Genomic DNA, 14,923 nt, shown 5'->3' with positions numbered 1-14,923 from the left:
CCACCCGCTGGAACAGTTCCCACAACTCATCCGGCACCAGCCGCTCAACGATCGAGACCACGACCGGCAGCCTACAGAACCAAATGAGATGACGTCTAATCTTTCCCCATGACAACGGCTCTGATTACGGGTTCGACCGCGGGCATCGGCGCCGCCTTCGCACGGCGCCTCGCGGCCGATGGCCACAACCTCGTCCTTGTGGCGCGCGACACCAAGCGGCTGCGTGAGCAGGCCACCGAACTGCACGACCGGCACGGCATCGAGGCGGAGGTGCTGACGGCCGACCTGGCGACGGACGACGGCATCGAAGCCGTGGCCGCGCGGCTGGGCGACCGCAAGAACGCCGTCGACCTGCTGGTGAACAACGCGGGCTTCGGCAACAAGGGCCGCTACCTCGACGTGTCGATGGCCGACGAGCTGAAGATGCTCAAGGTGCACTGCGAGGCGGTGCTCCGGCTGACCTCCGCCGCGACCGAGGCCATGCGGGAGCGCGGCCGGGGCGGTGTCGTCAACGTCGCCTCGGTGGCCGCTTTCGTGCCGCGCGGTACGTACGGGGCGTCCAAGGCGTGGGTCGTGCAGTTCACGCAGGGCGCGGCGAAGGATCTGGCGGGCAGTGGCGTACGGCTGATGGCGCTGTGCCCCGGCTTCGTGCGCACCGAGTTCCACGAGCGTGCCGGGATGGGCACCGACAACATCCCCAAGTGGATGTGGCTGGACGCGGACAAGCTGGTCGCGGCGGCGCTCGGGGACCTGGCGCGCGGCAGGTCGCTGTCCATTCCGGACCCGCGCTACAAGGCGCTCATGGGCGTGGTGAAGGTGACTCCGCGTGCGCTGCTGGGCGGGGTCACGTCGAGGACGGGGCGGAAGTACGGGCCTCAGTAGCCGGGGGACGTACGAGCTGTCATGGCGCAGGGTGGCGTCGCCGTACCGGTGGGACAATGAGGTCATCGACCGGACCCAGGGGGGCCGGAGGCGGCGCCATGACATTTGTGCAGCTCATAGACTGCAGGACCAGTCGGTTCGACGAGATGGACCGGCTGATGGACACATGGGTCGAGCAGACCAAGGGGAAGCGGACCGCGACGCACAGCGTCATCGGGAAGGACCGGTCCGACGACTCCCACTTCATCGAGATCGTGGAGTTCCCGTCGTACGAGGAAGCGATGCGGAACTCGAATCTGCCGGAGACCGACCGGATCTTCCGGGAGATGGTCTCGCTGTGCGACGAGATGCCGACGTTCACCGATCTGGACGTGGTGCGGGACGACGATCTGTACGCGGTGAACATCCGCAGACTCTTCGAGGAGATGGGCACCAGCGGTGAACTCCCGCCGCTCGACGGCCTGATCGCCGAGGACTACCACGATCACGATCCCGCCAACGAGCAGGACACCATGGGGCGGGACGCGATACGGCGCGAGATGGAGATGTGGCGCGGCGGGTTCTCGTTCACGTTCACCGTCGAGGACCAGATCTCCGAGGGCGACCGGGTCTGCACCCGCTGGACCTGGAGCGGCACCCACAAGGGTGACTTCATGGGCCTTGCGGCGACCGGCAAGAAGGTCTCCATGACCGGCTCGACGATCTTCCGCTGCCGTGAGGACGGCAAGATCGTCGAGGGCTGGTGGGAGTACGACCGGCTCGGGCTGATGGCCCAACTCGGGGCGCTGGACGCCTTGGAGCAGTAGTACGGCAGCGGAAAGGCCCGGCACTCCTGGAGTGCCGGGCCTTCCTGCTGCTTACCTACCGACGTACGTCAGTGGGAGTGCCCGTGGCCGTGACCGTGACCGGCCTCGGCCTCCTCCTCGGCCGGCTTCTCGACGACCAGGGTCTCGGTCGTGAGGAGCAGGGAGGCGATGGAGGCGGCGTTCTCCAGGGCGGAGCGGGTGACCTTGACCGGGTCGATGACGCCCTGCTTGACCAGGTCGCCGTACTCGCCGGTCGCGGCGTTGAAGCCCTGGCCCTTGTCGAGCTCGGCGACCTTGGAGGTGATGACGTAACCCTCCAGGCCGGCGTTCTCGGCGATCCAGCGCAGCGGCTCGACAGCGGCGCGGCGCACGACCGCGACACCGGTGGCCTCGTCGCCGGTCTTGTCGAGGTTGCCCTCCAGGACCTTCACGGCGTGGACGAGCGCGGAGCCACCACCGGAGACGATGCCCTCCTCGACCGCGGCGCGGGTCGCGGAGATGGCGTCCTCCAGACGGTGCTTCTTCTCCTTCAGCTCCACCTCGGTGGCGGCGCCGACCTTGATCACGCACACGCCGCCGGCCAGCTTCGCGAGGCGCTCCTGGAGCTTCTCGCGGTCCCAGTCGGAGTCCGTGTTCTCGATCTCGGCCTTGATCTGGTTGACGCGGCCCGAGACGTCGGCGCTGTCGCCGCCGCCGTCGACGATGGTCGTGTCGTCCTTGGTGACCGTGACGCGGCGGGCGGTGCCCAGCACGTCCAGGCCGACCTGGTCGAGCTTGAGGCCGACCTCCTCGGCGATGACCTGACCACCGGTGAGGGTGGCGATGTCGCCGAGCATGGCCTTGCGGCGGTCACCGAAGCCGGGGGCCTTGACCGCGACCGCGTTGAACGTGCCGCGGATCTTGTTCACGACCAGGGTCGACAGGGCCTCGCCCTCGACGTCCTCGGCGATGATCAGCAGCGGCTTGGAGGCGTTGGTCTGGATGACCTTCTCGAGCAGCGGCAGCAGGTCCTGGATGGAGCTGATCTTGCCCTGGTGGATCAGGATGTACGGGTCGTCGAGGACGGCCTCCATACGCTCCTGGTCGGACACCATGTACGGGGACAGGTAGCCCTTGTCGAAGGCCATGCCCTCGGTGAAGTCCAGCTCCAGGCCGAAGGTGTTGGACTCCTCGACGGTGATGACACCGTCCTTGCCGACCTTGTCCATCGCCTCGGCGATGAGCTCGCCGACCTGCGAGTCCTGCGCGGAGAGCGCGGCGACGGCGGCGATGTCCGACTTGTCGTCGATCGGACGGGCGGTCTCGAGGAGCTCCTCGGACACGGCCTTGACCGCGGCGTCGATGCCCTTCTTCAGGAGGGCGGGCGACGCGCCGGCCGCGACGTTGCGCAGACCCTCGCGGACGAGCGCCTGGGCCAGCACGGTGGCGGTGGTCGTACCGTCACCCGCGATGTCGTTGGTCTTGGTCGCCACCTCCTTCACCAGCTGGGCGCCGAGGTTCTCGTACGGGTCGTCGAGCTCGACCTCGCGGGCGATCGTGACACCGTCGTTGGTGATGGTGGGGGCGCCGAACTTCTTGTCGATGACGACGTTGCGGCCCTTGGGGCCGATCGTCACCTTGACCGTGTCGGCAAGCTTGTTGACGCCGCGCTCGAGGGCGCGACGGGCGTCCTCGTCGAACTTCAGGATCTTCGCCATGGGAGCGATTCAGCCCTCTCGGAAATCTAGGGAGAACGAAACTGCGCCCCAGGCACCCGGCTTCTTAGCGATTGCGGGGGCCAGGGGCGCAGTTCAAAGCACTGTCTGCTTAAAGGTGAACTACTTCTCGATGATCGCGAGTACGTCGCGAGCCGAGAGGACGAGGTACTCCTCGCCGCTGTACTTCACCTCGGTGCCGCCGTACTTGCTGTACAGCACGATGTCGCCGACCTTCACGTCGAGCGGCAGGCGCTCGCCGTTCTCGAAGCGGCCCGGGCCCACGGCCAGGACGACGCCCTCCTGGGGCTTCTCCTTGGCGGTGTCCGGAATGACCAGGCCCGAGGCCGTGGTCTGCTCGGCGTCGAGCGGCTGGACCACAATGCGGTCCTCGAGCGGCTTGATGGCAACCTTGGAGCTGGTGGTCGTCACGATCCGACCTCCCCCTTCGGAGATCTCACGGGGTTAACTGTCTGAGGTGGCGACCAGGTGGATCCGTCGTCGCGGGTGCCGGATCTGCCCGTCGCTATTGGCACTCTCCAGGGGGGAGTGCCAGACCCGAGACTATGACCGCGATTAGCACTCGGTCAAGCGGAGTGCCAATTGCCTGCGGCGCGGCGGCAGGTTTTGGGCGCCCGGGGCCGGGGTGGGCCGCCCCTGGGGGCTCCGCCCCCAGACCCCCGTGTCGCGCTGACGCGCTCGTCCTCAAACGCCGGACGGGCTGAAATGCCCTCGGCACCGGACGGCTAACGCGGCCGGAGTGTCGGCGTGGGCGGTCTCGTGGGCGCCTTCGTGGTCGACGGTGTGGGTGAGGAGGGGCGTGTCGGGGCGTGGGGGGCGGGCAGGCCTCGGCGGCGGTAGTCGGCGACGGTCGGGCCGTGCGGGCGGACCCGCTGTGCGGCCTTCTTGCCCAGGCGTTCGATGGGGTCGACGGACTGGGCGCAGCCGGCCAGCGGGGCGAGCAGCAGGGGGGCGAGCAGCGCGGCGGCCAGGGCGCGCGGTCTCATGGTCGGTCCTTCACAGGTAGTCCTCCAGTCGCGCCACCGCGTACCCCTCGTCCGTGACCTTCTTCAGGAAGCGGCGGACCATGTCGGGCATGGTCCCCTTCCAGTCCTTCCGGCCACGGAAGTGGGTGAGGACGATGTCGCCGGGGTGCAGGTCCTGGTCCCACTCGCGGTACTCCCAGTGGTCGACGTAGACCTCCTCGTCCCAGATCGGGGCGTACTTGATGCCGCAGGACTTCGCCGCACGCAGGGTGTCCTCGTTGTAGTTGCCATAGGGCGGACGGAAGAGCTTCGGGCGCTTTCCGTACTGCTTGGCCATGATGTCCTGCATGCCGCAGATCTCGTGCTTCTGACGCTCGTAGGAGAGTCCGGGAAGGTACGGGTGGTGGAGGGTGTGGTTGTTCAGTACGACACCGCGGTCCCGCATCTTCTTGAAGTAGCCGTAGTTGTCCTTCACCAGGTAGTCGCTGAGGAAGGCGGTGTACGGGATCCGCAGCTCGCTCATCATCCGCAGGAACGCCGGGTCCTTCTCGGCGCCGTCGTCGATGGTCAGGAAGACGACCCTGTCCTTGGTGGGGATGGTGGTGAAGACCGGGGGCAGATCCTCCTGGCCGTCCACCTCGAAGCCCTTGCGCGCCTTGATCAGCGGCTTGCGCGCCGGGGGTGCCGGTGCCGCGAGCGGGACCTTCGCCAGGCCCCAGCGCTTCGCCGCGGCCACGCGCGCGGCGTACGCGGCGCGCAGGTGGGAGGCGTACGTGTCCAGGGCGCGCGCGGGCGGTGCCTTCAGTGGCTGCTGGCCGGGGGCGGGCCGTACGCGGGCGCTGGGGGTGTTCTCGGCGCAGCCGGAGGCGAGGGCGGCTACGGCGAGTACGGCGATCGCGCCGCGGGCGCGGGCGCGCGGCCGTCTCCTGCGCCGTGCGTGCGCGGGACGGCGCGCCCGGCCTGCGAGCTTCATACGGTTTTCTTCATTTTGTCCTACTAGTCGCATGGGGCCGGATCTTCCCAGGCCACGGCCCGCGCGGGGCCCCGACACCGCGGCCGGAAGCACACCGTCCACCGACTGGCCCACAATGACCTGGTGAACGACCTCTCCTTCGCCGCCCTGCTCACCCCCGAGGGCCGCGCCCTCCTCGACGAGGTGCGCGGCACCGACCCGGCGCAGGAGCTGGCCGTCGCGACCCGGCTGCGCCGCGAGCACCCGGTCGAGCTGGTCTCGGCGGCGCTCGGCCAGGCGCGGCTGCGGCAGCGGGCGGCGGCGAAGTTCGGGGCCGCGGACGCGGAGCGGATGTTCTTCACACCGAACGGGGTCGAGCAGTCGACGCGGACGAGCGTGGCGGCGTACCGCGCCCGGCGGTTCGAGGAGCTGGGCGTGCGGTCCGTGGCGGACCTGTGCTGCGGGATCGGCGGCGACGCGATCGCGCTGGCCCGCGCCGGTATCAGGGTCCTCGCCGTCGACCGGGACCCGCTGACGGCGGCGGTGGCGCGCGCGAACGCCGAGGCGCTCGGGCTGGGGGACCTGATCGAGGTGCGCGAGGCGGATGTGACGGAGGTGGACACGTCGTCGTACGACGCCGTCTTCGTGGACCCGGCGCGGCGCGGTGGGCGAGGCCGGATCTTCGACCCCGAGGCGTACTCGCCGCCGCTGTCATGGGCGGTCGAGGCGGCCCTGAAGGCACCAAGAGCCGCGCTGAAGGTCGCCCCCGGCATTCCGCACGAGGCCGTGCCCGCCGAGGCGGAGGCCGAGTGGATCTCGGACGGCGGGGACGTGAAGGAGGCCGTGCTGTGGTTCGGCACGGAGCCGGGGCTCGTGCGGGCCACCCTGCTTCCCGGGCCGCGCGTCCTGCGCGGGCGCGGGCTGCCCGATCCTCGAGTACGGCCGGTGGGGCGGTACCTGTACGAGCCCGACGGGGCCGCCATCCGCGCCCATCTGGTCGCCGAGGTCGCCGAGGAACTGGACGGCGGGCTCGTCGACGAGAGCATCGCCTACGTCACGGCGGACGAACTGCGCCCGACTGCGTATGCGACGGCGTACGAGATCACCGATCAACTCCCCTTCGGCATAAAGAAGTTGAAGGCGCTGCTGCGGGAACGCGGGGTCGGGGTGCTGACGGTGAAGAAGCGCGGGTCGGCCGTGGAGCCGGAGGAGTTGCGGCGCAAGGTGCTGCCGAAGGGGCACGGACCGCACTCCGCGACCGTGTTCCTGACGCGGGTCGCGGGTGCCCCGACCATGCTGATCGGGGCACCCGCGAAGCCGTCCGCCGCTACCGGCGCGGCAACCGCTACTGGTGCCGGACCGTCCTGAGCGCGTCCAGGTTCGGCTCGGCGCCCACCGGCCCGGACCGCTCCACCGTGTGCGCCGCGCCGTCGTTCGTGCGCAGCGCGAAGGTGCTCTGCCGCGTGTCCGCGGGCTCCACGCCCTTGTAGTACGGGTGGTAGACGAACTGGCTGCTGCTCGCACTGATCGAGGCGCCCGCCGTGTCCAGCGTGCCCGACGCGATCGATCCCGTACCGCCGAAGCCGGCCACGAACTGCACGCTCGCGGACTCGCGCAGCAGGTAGTTCTTGGCGTCGCCGGACAAGGTGTCGCGCGAGGTCCACAGCACCGGGCCGTAGACGTTCATCGCCGCACCGGCCGAGACACCGCCGCGCCAGGTGTTGGTGTAGGCGAGCGCGGCCTGGCTCGGCGCGGTCCACCAGAACTTGGCGACGGCGACCGAGGTCGCCTCGTGAGTGCTCGCGGTGATCGGGTAGTACGTGTACGTCGAGGGCCAGTGGGAGAGGTACGTGTGCGTCAGCGCGTACTTCGCCGAGGCGCCCACCGGGATGACCATGGTCTTGTCCGGGTTCAGGCCGTTGAGGTAGCCCTTCACCGAGTCGGTCAGCTTGTTGCCGTCGTTGAGGACGACGGTGGCGGTGCTGCTCGTGCCGTCGGAGCCGGCCGCGGACGCCGCCGCGAGGGCGGAGTGGTAGTCGGTGCCCGTCGCCAGGAACACGTACTCCGGGCTGCTGGTGATGGACTTCGCCACCGCGACCGACGTCGAGTAACGGGACACGCCCGCAAGGCGCTTGGGGGTGAAGCCGAGCGACGTCACCTGCGCGGAGACCGTGCTGCTGAGGATGGACGTGCCGCCGACGAGGTAGACGTTCGCACCCGGCTTCAGCGTCCGCTTCAGTTCGGTCTTCACCGCCGACGACAGCCCGCTCTTCGGGGTCATCAGCACCGGCCCGCGCTTCTTGCCGGCCAGTGCGGGCGCGGTGAGCGAGTACGCCGAGTCGTCCCGGTTGATCAGCACCGCGGCCTTGGCGTCCAGCAGGCCCGGCCGGCTCTGGCCGACGGTGTTCCAACTCCAGCGCGAGGAGGCGATGTTGGAGTCGTAGGTGTCGGTGCCCCAGACCCGGCCGGTGCCGTTCTTGCGCAGCGGCTGCCAGGAGGGGTTGTAGCCGAAGTGGCCGCTCTGGTGGCCCCCGACCTTCGTGAACGCGCCGGTGGCCACGTCGACGTACTCCGTCGTGTGCACGCTGCCGCTGTCGTTCGAGGTGTCGGCGTCGAAGACGATCCGCTTGCCGGTCGGCGACCAGGAGGGGGCGCCGTGGTGGCGGGCTTCGGTGGTGAGCTGCTTCACTCCGGTGCCGTCGGCGTTCGCGATGAAGATCTGCCGCCAGCCGTCGACGATCCGGGTGAACGCGAGGCGGTTGCCGTCCGGGGAGTAGTCGGGCTCTTCGGCGTTGGTCAGGACGCGCTTCACGGTGTTCGCCGTCGCGTCGTAGACCCAGATGCCGTCGTTGTCGTAGCAGCCGTAGTTCTTGCGGCGCTCGAAGGCGAGCTTGCCCGAGGAGCTGACGGTCGGGTCGTTGTCGCAGACCGTGGACGGCTCCTGGGCGTCCGTCAGCAGCGGGTGGGGCGCCCAGGAGCCGTCGGAGGGGCCCACGACGAGCTGGCCGGCCGTGGAGAAGACGATGTAGCGCCCGCCCCACCAGTAGGTCAGGTCCGTGTACGAGGCACTGGCGCGGACGCCGGTGGCCCAGGGCAGGGTGATCTTCGAGGCTCCGCTCGGCCTGATGCTGGCGATCTGGCTCTGCGCGGCGATGAACCGGCTGCCGTCCGGCGCCCAGGCCGCGGAGTCCGCGTATGCCAGGTTGGGCACTTCGGTCGCCGTACCGGTGGCCGGGTTGATCAGCGACGGGCCGTCGGTGAGGATCTTGCCCTCGGTGCCCGCCCAGGGCCCGGCGTCGTCGGCGGCAGCGCCCGGCGCGGTCGCCAGGGTGCCCACGGCGGCGAGCACCGCCGCGGTCGCGAGCGCGCCGGCACGGCGGCGCGTGAACATGCTCAAGTTGAGTGACCCCCCACGGATCAATGAACCAGATCGATGTAGCCGCCGGCGGGCCGGATCGACGGCTCTCCCCGAGCCCTAGGTTGATCCACAGCCATGCCACAGCGGCTGGAGTGACTGTAATGGCTCGCGAGACGTGGGGGAACAGGGTTACGAATCGCACTCCCGGGCCCGGGCCAGCAGCAGTTCCCGTTCCCGCTCGTTGCGGGCGAGGGACGCGGCCCGCTCGAACTCCGCGCGCGCCTCCGCCGTCCGTCCGAGGCGGGCCAGCAGGTCGCCGCGCACGCTGGGCAGCAGGTGGTAGTCGCGCAGGGCGGGTTCCGCGGCGAGCGCGTCGACGAGGGCGAGGGCGGGCTCCGGGCCCTCGGCCATGGAGACGGCGACGGCCCGGTTCAGCTCCACGACCGGGGACGGGGCGCGGGCGGCGAGAAGGTCGTAGAGGGCGGCGATCTGTCGCCAGTCGGTGTCCTCGTACGCGTACGCCTGCGCATGGCACGCGGCGATGGCGGCCTGCAGGGCGTACGGGCCCGGCCCGCCGGTGGCGACGGCGTCGGCGCGGCCCAGTGCGGCGAAGCCGCGGCGGATCAGCATCCGGTTCCAGCGGCGGCGGTTCTGGTCCCGGAGCAGCACCGGCTCGCCGTTCGGCCCGGTGCGGGCGGCGGCGCGCGACTCCTGGAGCTCCAACAGTGCGACCAGGCCGTGCACTTCGGGTTCCTTGGGCATCAGCTCGGCGAGGACGCGGGCCAGTCGAAGGGCGTCCTCGCACAGGGCGGGCCGCAGCAGGTCGTCGCCGGCGGTTGCGGCGTAACCCTCGTTGAAGATGAGGTAGATGACCTCCAGGACCGACCCGAGCCGGGCCTCGCGCTCGGGCCCGTACGGCACTTCGAAGTCGACCCCCTTCGTCGCCAGCGTCCGCTTGGCGCGCACGATGCGCTGGGCGACCGTCGTCTCCGGGGCGAGGTAGGCGCGGGCGATCTCTGGTGTGGTGAGGCCGCCGAGCAGCCGCAGGGTGAGCGCGATGCGGGACTCGGCCGACAGCACGGGGTGGCAGGCGGTGAAGACGAGCCGGAGCAGGTCGTCGTCGATGTCGTCGGGGTCGGAGGGCTCGTCCAGGTGGTGCGGAGCCACCGTCTCAAGGTGCCGCCCGACCTCCGCCAGCTTGCGCGCGTACCGCTCCCGGCGCCGTACGAGGTCGATCGCGCGGTGCTTGGCCGTGGCCATGAGCCAGGCGCCCGGGTTGTCCGGGACCCCCGCCTCGGGCCACTGCTCCAGCGCCGCGACCAGCGCGTCCTGCGCGAGCTCCTCGGCGATGCCGATGTCCCGGACGATGCGGGCGACGCCGGCGATGATGCGCGGGGACTCGATACGGAAGACGGTTTCGATGGCCTCGTCGGCGCGGCTGTCGGGGCCGGTGGTGGGCTGCTCTGTCACAACCCACCATTCGACACCCACGGCGGCCCGGGGCCAAGGAGGAATCAGAGCCTGTGTCGCATCCCCGGTCGCCCGGCCGGGGATGTGACGCAGGCTCTCAGCCTTCGGCGATCTCCCGCACCTCACAGGTGACCGTCCAGTGCTCCTCGTGCACCTTCAGGAACCGCTTGGTCCACTCGATGGCCTCGGCCATGTCCTTGCACTGCATGAGGGCGTAGCCGCCGACGACCTCCTTGGACTCGGTGAACGGCCCGTCGGTCACGGAGATCTCTCCGCCCTGCCAGTGGACGCGCTTGCCCTGCGCGGACGGCGTGAGCCCGTCGGTGGCGAGCATGACCCCCGCCTTGGTGATCTCCTCGATCAGCTCCCCCATGCGCTGCATCAGCTCGGGGCTCGGGCCCTCTGCGGGCATGGTGTTCTCGTCGATCCGGACCAGGGAGAGGTAACGCGGCATGGTGACTCCTTCGGTACGGCGGCGGGGTGCGTCCCCACCGACCAGGTTGCCGGGCGGGGGCTCTTCCCGCCTCTCATCCCTGCGTCGAACGAGAGCCCCGCGGATCGACACGGTCGCCGGTATTTCTTCGAGAAGTTTTTCGGGAGTGCGTTTCCCCGTCCCTCCGTGCTACCTCAGCTCGTACCCGAGGGCCGCCTTCGTGTACGGCGCCCCCAGGCCCTTGCCGCCAAGGACGAGGGCGGCGTCCGTGACGATCCCGGTGGGGCGGCCGCGAAGTTCCCAGACCGCACCGTCGCCGGAGTTCTCGCCCGGGGCCGCGGCGGCCAGGTCGGCGTAGCCGTTGCCGTTGATGTCGAGGAGCTGGACGGCGCCACCGAAGGCATCGCCCCTCTCGGCGGTGCCGGGGACGCCGGAGGTGTTCTGGGTGATCGCCTGGGCGCCGGTGCCCGTCAGGCCCGCGCGGCTGCCGTGCAGGAGCTCCACCATGCCCGCCGAGTGGAGGTCGCCGAGTGCCTCCCCGGGGACGCCGACGGCCAGGTCGGCGAGGTGGTCACCGGTGACGTCGGCGATGGCCAGGGCGGCGCCGAAGCGGTCGTTCGTCTCCAGGGTGCCCGGCACGCCTGGGGTGTCCTGCGTGAAGGCCTTCCAGGTGCTGCGCGGGGTGACGCCGGCGGCCGAGCCGTAGGCCACCCGGACCGTCTCGTCGTAGGTGAACCCGACGGCGAGGTCGTCGTACCCGTCGCCGTTGAGGTCGCCCAGCGCGACGCCGCCGTCGCCGTCGGGGACGGCGGAGCTCCGGCGGGCCAGGCCGGAGTCGGTGGCGAGGTAGAACTCCGTGCAGAAGGTCCCGTCCCCGCAGTAGACGTGCAGCGCGAGGTCGCTGCGGCCGTCGCCGTTGACGTCACCGGCCGTGCCGTCCCAGACGTCGACGTACCGCAGGTGGTCGGGGTCGAGCGCGGCGGTGCGCGCGGGGGTTCCGGCCCGGCTGATCGGGCCGCTCCAGACGGTGGCAGTGGTGCCGGCGGGGTCGTCGCCGGTGGCGAAGGCCGTGCGGAAGAGGGCGAGGTCCAGCTTTCCGTCGCCGTCGAAGTCGCCGGTCTGCGTGTCGGAGGCGGAGATCGCCGTACCGCCCGAGAGGCCGCCGGAGCCGCCCCACACGATGACCGCGCCCCCGTGTCCGCCGACGACCAGGTCCGCGTATCCGTCGCCGTTCAGGTCGCCCTTGGAGAGCTGCGCCCCGAAGCCCTGCCCCTTCGCCGCGGCGCCCGGAATGCCGCTCGTGGCACGGCTGATGACGGTCCGTCGGGTGGTGGACAGGCCGTGCGGGCCGCCGTACGTCACCGCCGCGTAGCCCGCCTTGCTCTGGCCGCCGACGGTGGCTCCGGGCGCGCCGACGGCGAGGTCCTGGTAGCCGTCGCCGTCGAAGTCGTCGCGCACGGGGGCGGTGGCGGCGGCCGTCGTGGCGGACGCGGTCGCCGGGGCGACGCCGAGGGCGATCAGGCCCACCGCCAGCGGGGCCGCCCAACGGGTGTACGAACGCAGGGAGAACATCGGGGCACCCTCTCGTGACGGCAACACGGTCACCGCACGAGACCCGTCGGGGCTCACATTGGTTGTACGCGCCCCCGCGCTCGCCTCACCGCAGCGACTTCCACAGCTTGCTCGCCGCCGGTTCCCGCGCCACCACCCGGTTGTGGTCCGAGGGCGCCGTGACCACCGGCATCGTCACCGTCTTCACGTCCTCGGCGGACAGGCCCTCCAGGCTCTGGCCCAGTTCCATCAGCTCGCCGAGCGAGTCGAGACCGGTGTCGGTCGTGAGGCTGCCGGTGACGGCGTCCGCGACCTTGTACAGCTTGGTGGGGCCGGCCAGCAGATCGGTGGTCGAGATCTGCTCCAACAGGGCTTTGACGAGCTTCTGTTGGAGAGCGATGCGGCCGAGGTCGCTGCCGTCGCCTATGCCGTGCCGGGTGCGGGCGAGCGCGAGGGCCTGCTTGCCGTTCAGGTGGTGGTCGCCCGCCTTGAGGTGGAGATGGCTCTTGTCGTCGTCGATGTCCTCGTCGGTGGTGACGTCGACGCCGCCCACCGCGTTCACGAGCTTCGCGAAGCCCGAGAAGTCGATCTCGATGTAGTGGTCCATGCGGACGTCCGTCAGGGACTCCACCGTCTTCACCGCACAGACCGGGCCGCCGACCGAGTACGCGCTGTTGAACATCGCGCCGTACGCGACCGCCGTCGTCCCGCCCGAGGGCGTCGGGCACGCCGGGCGTGTCACCAGGGTGTCGCGCGGGATGCTGACCACGGTCGCCGTCGTACGGCCCCGGTCGATGTGGACGACCATCGCGGTGTCGGAGCGGGCGCCCGAGCTGTCGCCGCCGCCGAGCGCCGCGTTCTCCCTGCCGCTGCGCGAGTCGGAGCCGAGGACCAGGATGTTCAGGGCCTCGCTGGGCAGGGCGGAGGCCGAGGCGGACGCCGACGGGGTGGTCACCGCCTTCGCCGGGCGGTCGTCGCCGAGCGCACTGTTGATGTCGACGCTCTTGATGTTGTGGTTCAGGTGCCAGTAGGCCCAGCCCGTCCCGGCGGCGGTCAGCACGAACACACCTGCCAGCGTGAGGCCGGCGGCCTTCAGCAGGGTCCGCCGCCGGCCCACACGTCTCGGCGCGTTGTCGTCCTCGCGCCCGTCTTCTCCAGTCACGCCGAGGAACGTAAGTCCGAATTATTACGGCCGGGAACCTCCGACCGACATTCCTTCGGAAATTCTCATACTTCTCATGCCGGACTCAGTCCGGCTCTGGCCGGTCACAGGAACGCACAGGCGTCCCTCAGCCCAATGTCACCGTCGGTACCGGATTGCTGCCGCTCCACGACGCGTTGAACCCGAACGTCACCGAGCCGCCGTCCGCGACCGTCCCGTTGTACGAGGCGTTCGAGCAGCTCACCGTCGCACCCGACTGGGTGCAGGTCGCGTTCCAGGCCTGCGAGATCTGCTGGCCCGCGCCGTACGTCCAGCCCACCTTCCACGAGGACAGCGAGGCCCCGGAGCAGGCAATCCTCACCTGGCCCGTGAACCCGGAGTTCCACTGGCTCACCACGCTGTACGTCGCCGTGCACGCACCCGTCGGCGGAGTCGAGGTCCCGCCCAGCGAGGTCGCGATCGCGCGGTAGGCCGGTTTCGGCGCGTAGTTCTCGTCGTACGGTGTCGCCGCGCCGTAGCCGTCGAAGACGTCCGGGATCCAGGAGTCGGAGTCCGTGAAGCCCCACACGGTGACACCGACGCAGCGGGTCACCGCCACGCACGCGTCCATGACCGTCTTGTAGTCGGCCGCCTGCTGCGTCAACTTCGCGTCCGTGGACGGGAGTTGCATACGGATGTCCAGCTCGGTGACGGCGACGTCGACGCCGAGGTCGGCGAAGCGCTGGATGTTCTGCTGGAACGTGGACGGCACCTGGCCGAGGATCAGGTGGGCCTGGAGACCGACGCCGTCGATCGGAACGCCGCGCGCCTTCAGGGACTTGACCAGGTTGTAGAGGGCGGTGCTCTTCGCGTTGACGCCCTCGACGTTGTAGTCGTTGATGTACAGCTTGGCGCTCGGGTCGGCCGCGTGGGCCCAGGTCAGGGCCTGCGCGATGTAGTCGGAGCCGAGGCCGTTGTACCAGAGCGTGGAGCGGTAGGTGCCGTCCTCGTTGAAGGCCTCGTTCACCACGTCCCAGGCGGCCAGCTTGCCTTTGTAGCGGGTGACTTCGGTGGTGATGTGGTTCTGGAGCAGGCCGCTCAGCTCGGTGGGCGTCCAGCTGCCGTTGGCCAGCCAGCCCGGGTTCTGGCTGTGCCAGACGAGGGTGTGGCCGCGCACCTGCTGGTTGTGGGCCTGCGCGAAGGCGACGATCTGGTCGGCCTCGGCCCAGTTGAAGGTGCCCCGGCTGGGCTCGACCGTCTCCCACTTCATCGCGTTGCCGGGGGTCAGGGAGTTGAACTGGGCCCCGGCGATGTCGCCGTAGGTGCCGGTGAGTTTGGAGCCGGTGACCGCCGTGCCGATGACCTTGCCCTTGGCGGCGGCGAGGTCGCGCAGTGGGGTGTCCGCGGCGTGAGCGGTCGCGCCTGCCGCGAGCAGGGCGGCCGCGGCCGCGGCGCCGGTGAACACGGCGGTGAGACGCATACGCAAGGAGGATCTCATGTGCGGGTGCCTCCGAAAGTTTCGGTCGTGCAACCGATTGACTTCGGAGCAGTGTGGGACCGCTCCCATCCCACGTCAAGACATCTGTCACTGCCGCATCGCGCACACCGCGGGCAATCGCAGATATCAGCCAGACCTGTACCGGCGGCGCC

The 14,923-nt window shown here is 70.2% G+C and carries 13 protein-coding genes; 3 read left to right on the top strand and 10 right to left on the bottom strand.

Going from position 1 to position 14,923, the window contains the following annotated elements:
• Window positions 1-108 precede the first annotated feature (108 nt).
• Together ACN6LB_RS29705 and ACN6LB_RS29700 are read left to right on the top strand one after the other, a co-directional pair.
• Complete coding sequence (locus tag ACN6LB_RS29705; RefSeq protein ID WP_356131545.1) at window positions 109-882, top strand: SDR family NAD(P)-dependent oxidoreductase; 774 nt, start codon at window positions 109-111, stop codon at window positions 880-882.
• Between the two features lie 98 nt (window positions 883-980).
• Window positions 981-1,688 (top strand): ester cyclase, encoded by a 708-nt coding sequence (locus ACN6LB_RS29700; protein WP_445028544.1) that lies wholly within the window; start codon window positions 981-983, stop codon window positions 1,686-1,688.
• A gap of 68 nt (window positions 1,689-1,756) precedes the next feature.
• On the opposite strand, the gene groL is transcribed toward ACN6LB_RS29700, so the two are convergent.
• The 4 genes from groL to ACN6LB_RS29680 all read right to left on the bottom strand — a co-directional run bounded on the left by groL (window position 1,757) and on the right by ACN6LB_RS29680 (window position 5,374).
• Window positions 1,757-3,385, bottom strand: a complete 1,629-nt coding sequence (gene groL, locus ACN6LB_RS29695; RefSeq protein WP_445028543.1) for a chaperonin GroEL — start codon at window positions 3,383-3,385, stop codon at window positions 1,757-1,759.
• Window positions 3,386-3,505: 120 nt separating this feature from the next.
• Window positions 3,506-3,814, bottom strand: a complete 309-nt coding sequence (gene groES, locus ACN6LB_RS29690; RefSeq protein WP_356131536.1) for a co-chaperone GroES — start codon at window positions 3,812-3,814, stop codon at window positions 3,506-3,508.
• A gap of 314 nt (window positions 3,815-4,128) precedes the next feature.
• Window positions 4,129-4,389 carry a hypothetical protein gene (locus ACN6LB_RS29685; protein WP_445028542.1) on the bottom strand — a complete coding sequence of 87 codons (261 nt, stop codon included), beginning with the start codon at window positions 4,387-4,389 and terminating at the stop codon, window positions 4,129-4,131.
• A gap of 10 nt (window positions 4,390-4,399) precedes the next feature.
• Window positions 4,400-5,374 carry a polysaccharide deacetylase family protein gene (locus ACN6LB_RS29680; RefSeq protein WP_445028541.1) on the bottom strand — a complete coding sequence of 325 codons (975 nt, stop codon included), beginning with the start codon at window positions 5,372-5,374 and terminating at the stop codon, window positions 4,400-4,402.
• 90 nt (window positions 5,375-5,464) lie between these two features.
• Here ACN6LB_RS29680 and ACN6LB_RS29675 point away from each other — a divergent pair, with 90 nt between their 5' ends.
• Window positions 5,465-6,688: a THUMP-like domain-containing protein gene (locus ACN6LB_RS29675; protein WP_445028540.1), complete on the top strand. Its 1,224-nt coding sequence runs from the start codon at window positions 5,465-5,467 to the stop codon at window positions 6,686-6,688.
• Here the strand turns inward: ACN6LB_RS29675 and ACN6LB_RS29670 are convergent.
• The 6 genes from ACN6LB_RS29670 to ACN6LB_RS29645 form a co-directional block, all read right to left on the bottom strand.
• Window positions 6,666-8,711 carry a cell wall-binding repeat-containing protein gene (locus ACN6LB_RS29670; protein WP_445028547.1) on the bottom strand — a complete coding sequence of 682 codons (2,046 nt, stop codon included), beginning with the start codon at window positions 8,709-8,711 and terminating at the stop codon, window positions 6,666-6,668. The two genes, ACN6LB_RS29675 and ACN6LB_RS29670, sit on opposite strands and share 23 nt — an antisense overlap.
• Before the next feature lie 156 nt (window positions 8,712-8,867).
• On the bottom strand, window positions 8,868-10,148 hold the full coding sequence (locus ACN6LB_RS29665; RefSeq protein ID WP_445028539.1) for an RNA polymerase sigma factor: 1,281 nt from the start codon (window positions 10,146-10,148) through the stop codon (window positions 8,868-8,870).
• Between the two features lie 97 nt (window positions 10,149-10,245).
• Window positions 10,246-10,602, bottom strand: a complete 357-nt coding sequence (locus tag ACN6LB_RS29660) for a YciI family protein (protein WP_445028538.1) — start codon at window positions 10,600-10,602, stop codon at window positions 10,246-10,248.
• A gap of 168 nt (window positions 10,603-10,770) precedes the next feature.
• On the bottom strand, window positions 10,771-12,153 hold the full coding sequence (locus ACN6LB_RS29655) for an FG-GAP-like repeat-containing protein (protein WP_445028537.1): 1,383 nt from the start codon (window positions 12,151-12,153) through the stop codon (window positions 10,771-10,773).
• An 85-nt stretch (window positions 12,154-12,238) separates the two neighbouring features.
• Window positions 12,239-13,294 carry an LCP family protein gene (locus ACN6LB_RS29650; RefSeq protein ID WP_445028536.1) on the bottom strand — a complete coding sequence of 352 codons (1,056 nt, stop codon included), beginning with the start codon at window positions 13,292-13,294 and terminating at the stop codon, window positions 12,239-12,241.
• Between the two features lie 127 nt (window positions 13,295-13,421).
• On the bottom strand, window positions 13,422-14,753 hold the full coding sequence (locus ACN6LB_RS29645) for an endo-1,4-beta-xylanase (RefSeq protein ID WP_445028535.1): 1,332 nt from the start codon (window positions 14,751-14,753) through the stop codon (window positions 13,422-13,424).
• Window positions 14,754-14,923 lie beyond the last annotated feature (170 nt).

The organism is Streptomyces sp. SAS_270 (assembly GCF_052543295.1).
The sequence above is the reverse complement of the archived record's forward strand: the minus strand, read 5'-3'. Positions and strand labels throughout refer to the sequence as shown.

Excerpts from the sequence above, each read along its gene's own strand:
- ACN6LB_RS29705 (WP_356131545.1), top strand. The coding sequence starts at position 109 with ATGACAACGGCTCTGATTACGGGTTCGACCGCGGGCATCGGCGCCGCC.
- ACN6LB_RS29700 (WP_445028544.1), top strand. The coding sequence starts at position 981 with ATGACATTTGTGCAGCTCATAGACTGCAGGACCAGTCGGTTCGACGAG.
- groL (WP_445028543.1), bottom strand. The coding sequence starts at position 3,385 with ATGGCGAAGATCCTGAAGTTCGACGAGGACGCCCGTCGCGCCCTCGAG.
- ACN6LB_RS29685 (WP_445028542.1), bottom strand. The coding sequence starts at position 4,389 with ATGAGACCGCGCGCCCTGGCCGCCGCGCTGCTCGCCCCCCTGCTGCTC.
- ACN6LB_RS29680 (WP_445028541.1), bottom strand. The coding sequence starts at position 5,374 with ATGCGACTAGTAGGACAAAATGAAGAAAACCGTATGAAGCTCGCAGGC.
- ACN6LB_RS29670 (WP_445028547.1), bottom strand. The coding sequence starts at position 8,711 with ATGTTCACGCGCCGCCGTGCCGGCGCGCTCGCGACCGCGGCGGTGCTC.
- ACN6LB_RS29660 (WP_445028538.1), bottom strand. The coding sequence starts at position 10,602 with ATGCCGCGTTACCTCTCCCTGGTCCGGATCGACGAGAACACCATGCCC.
- ACN6LB_RS29655 (WP_445028537.1), bottom strand. The coding sequence starts at position 12,153 with ATGTTCTCCCTGCGTTCGTACACCCGTTGGGCGGCCCCGCTGGCGGTG.
- ACN6LB_RS29645 (WP_445028535.1), bottom strand. The coding sequence starts at position 14,753 with ATGCGTCTCACCGCCGTGTTCACCGGCGCCGCGGCCGCGGCCGCCCTG.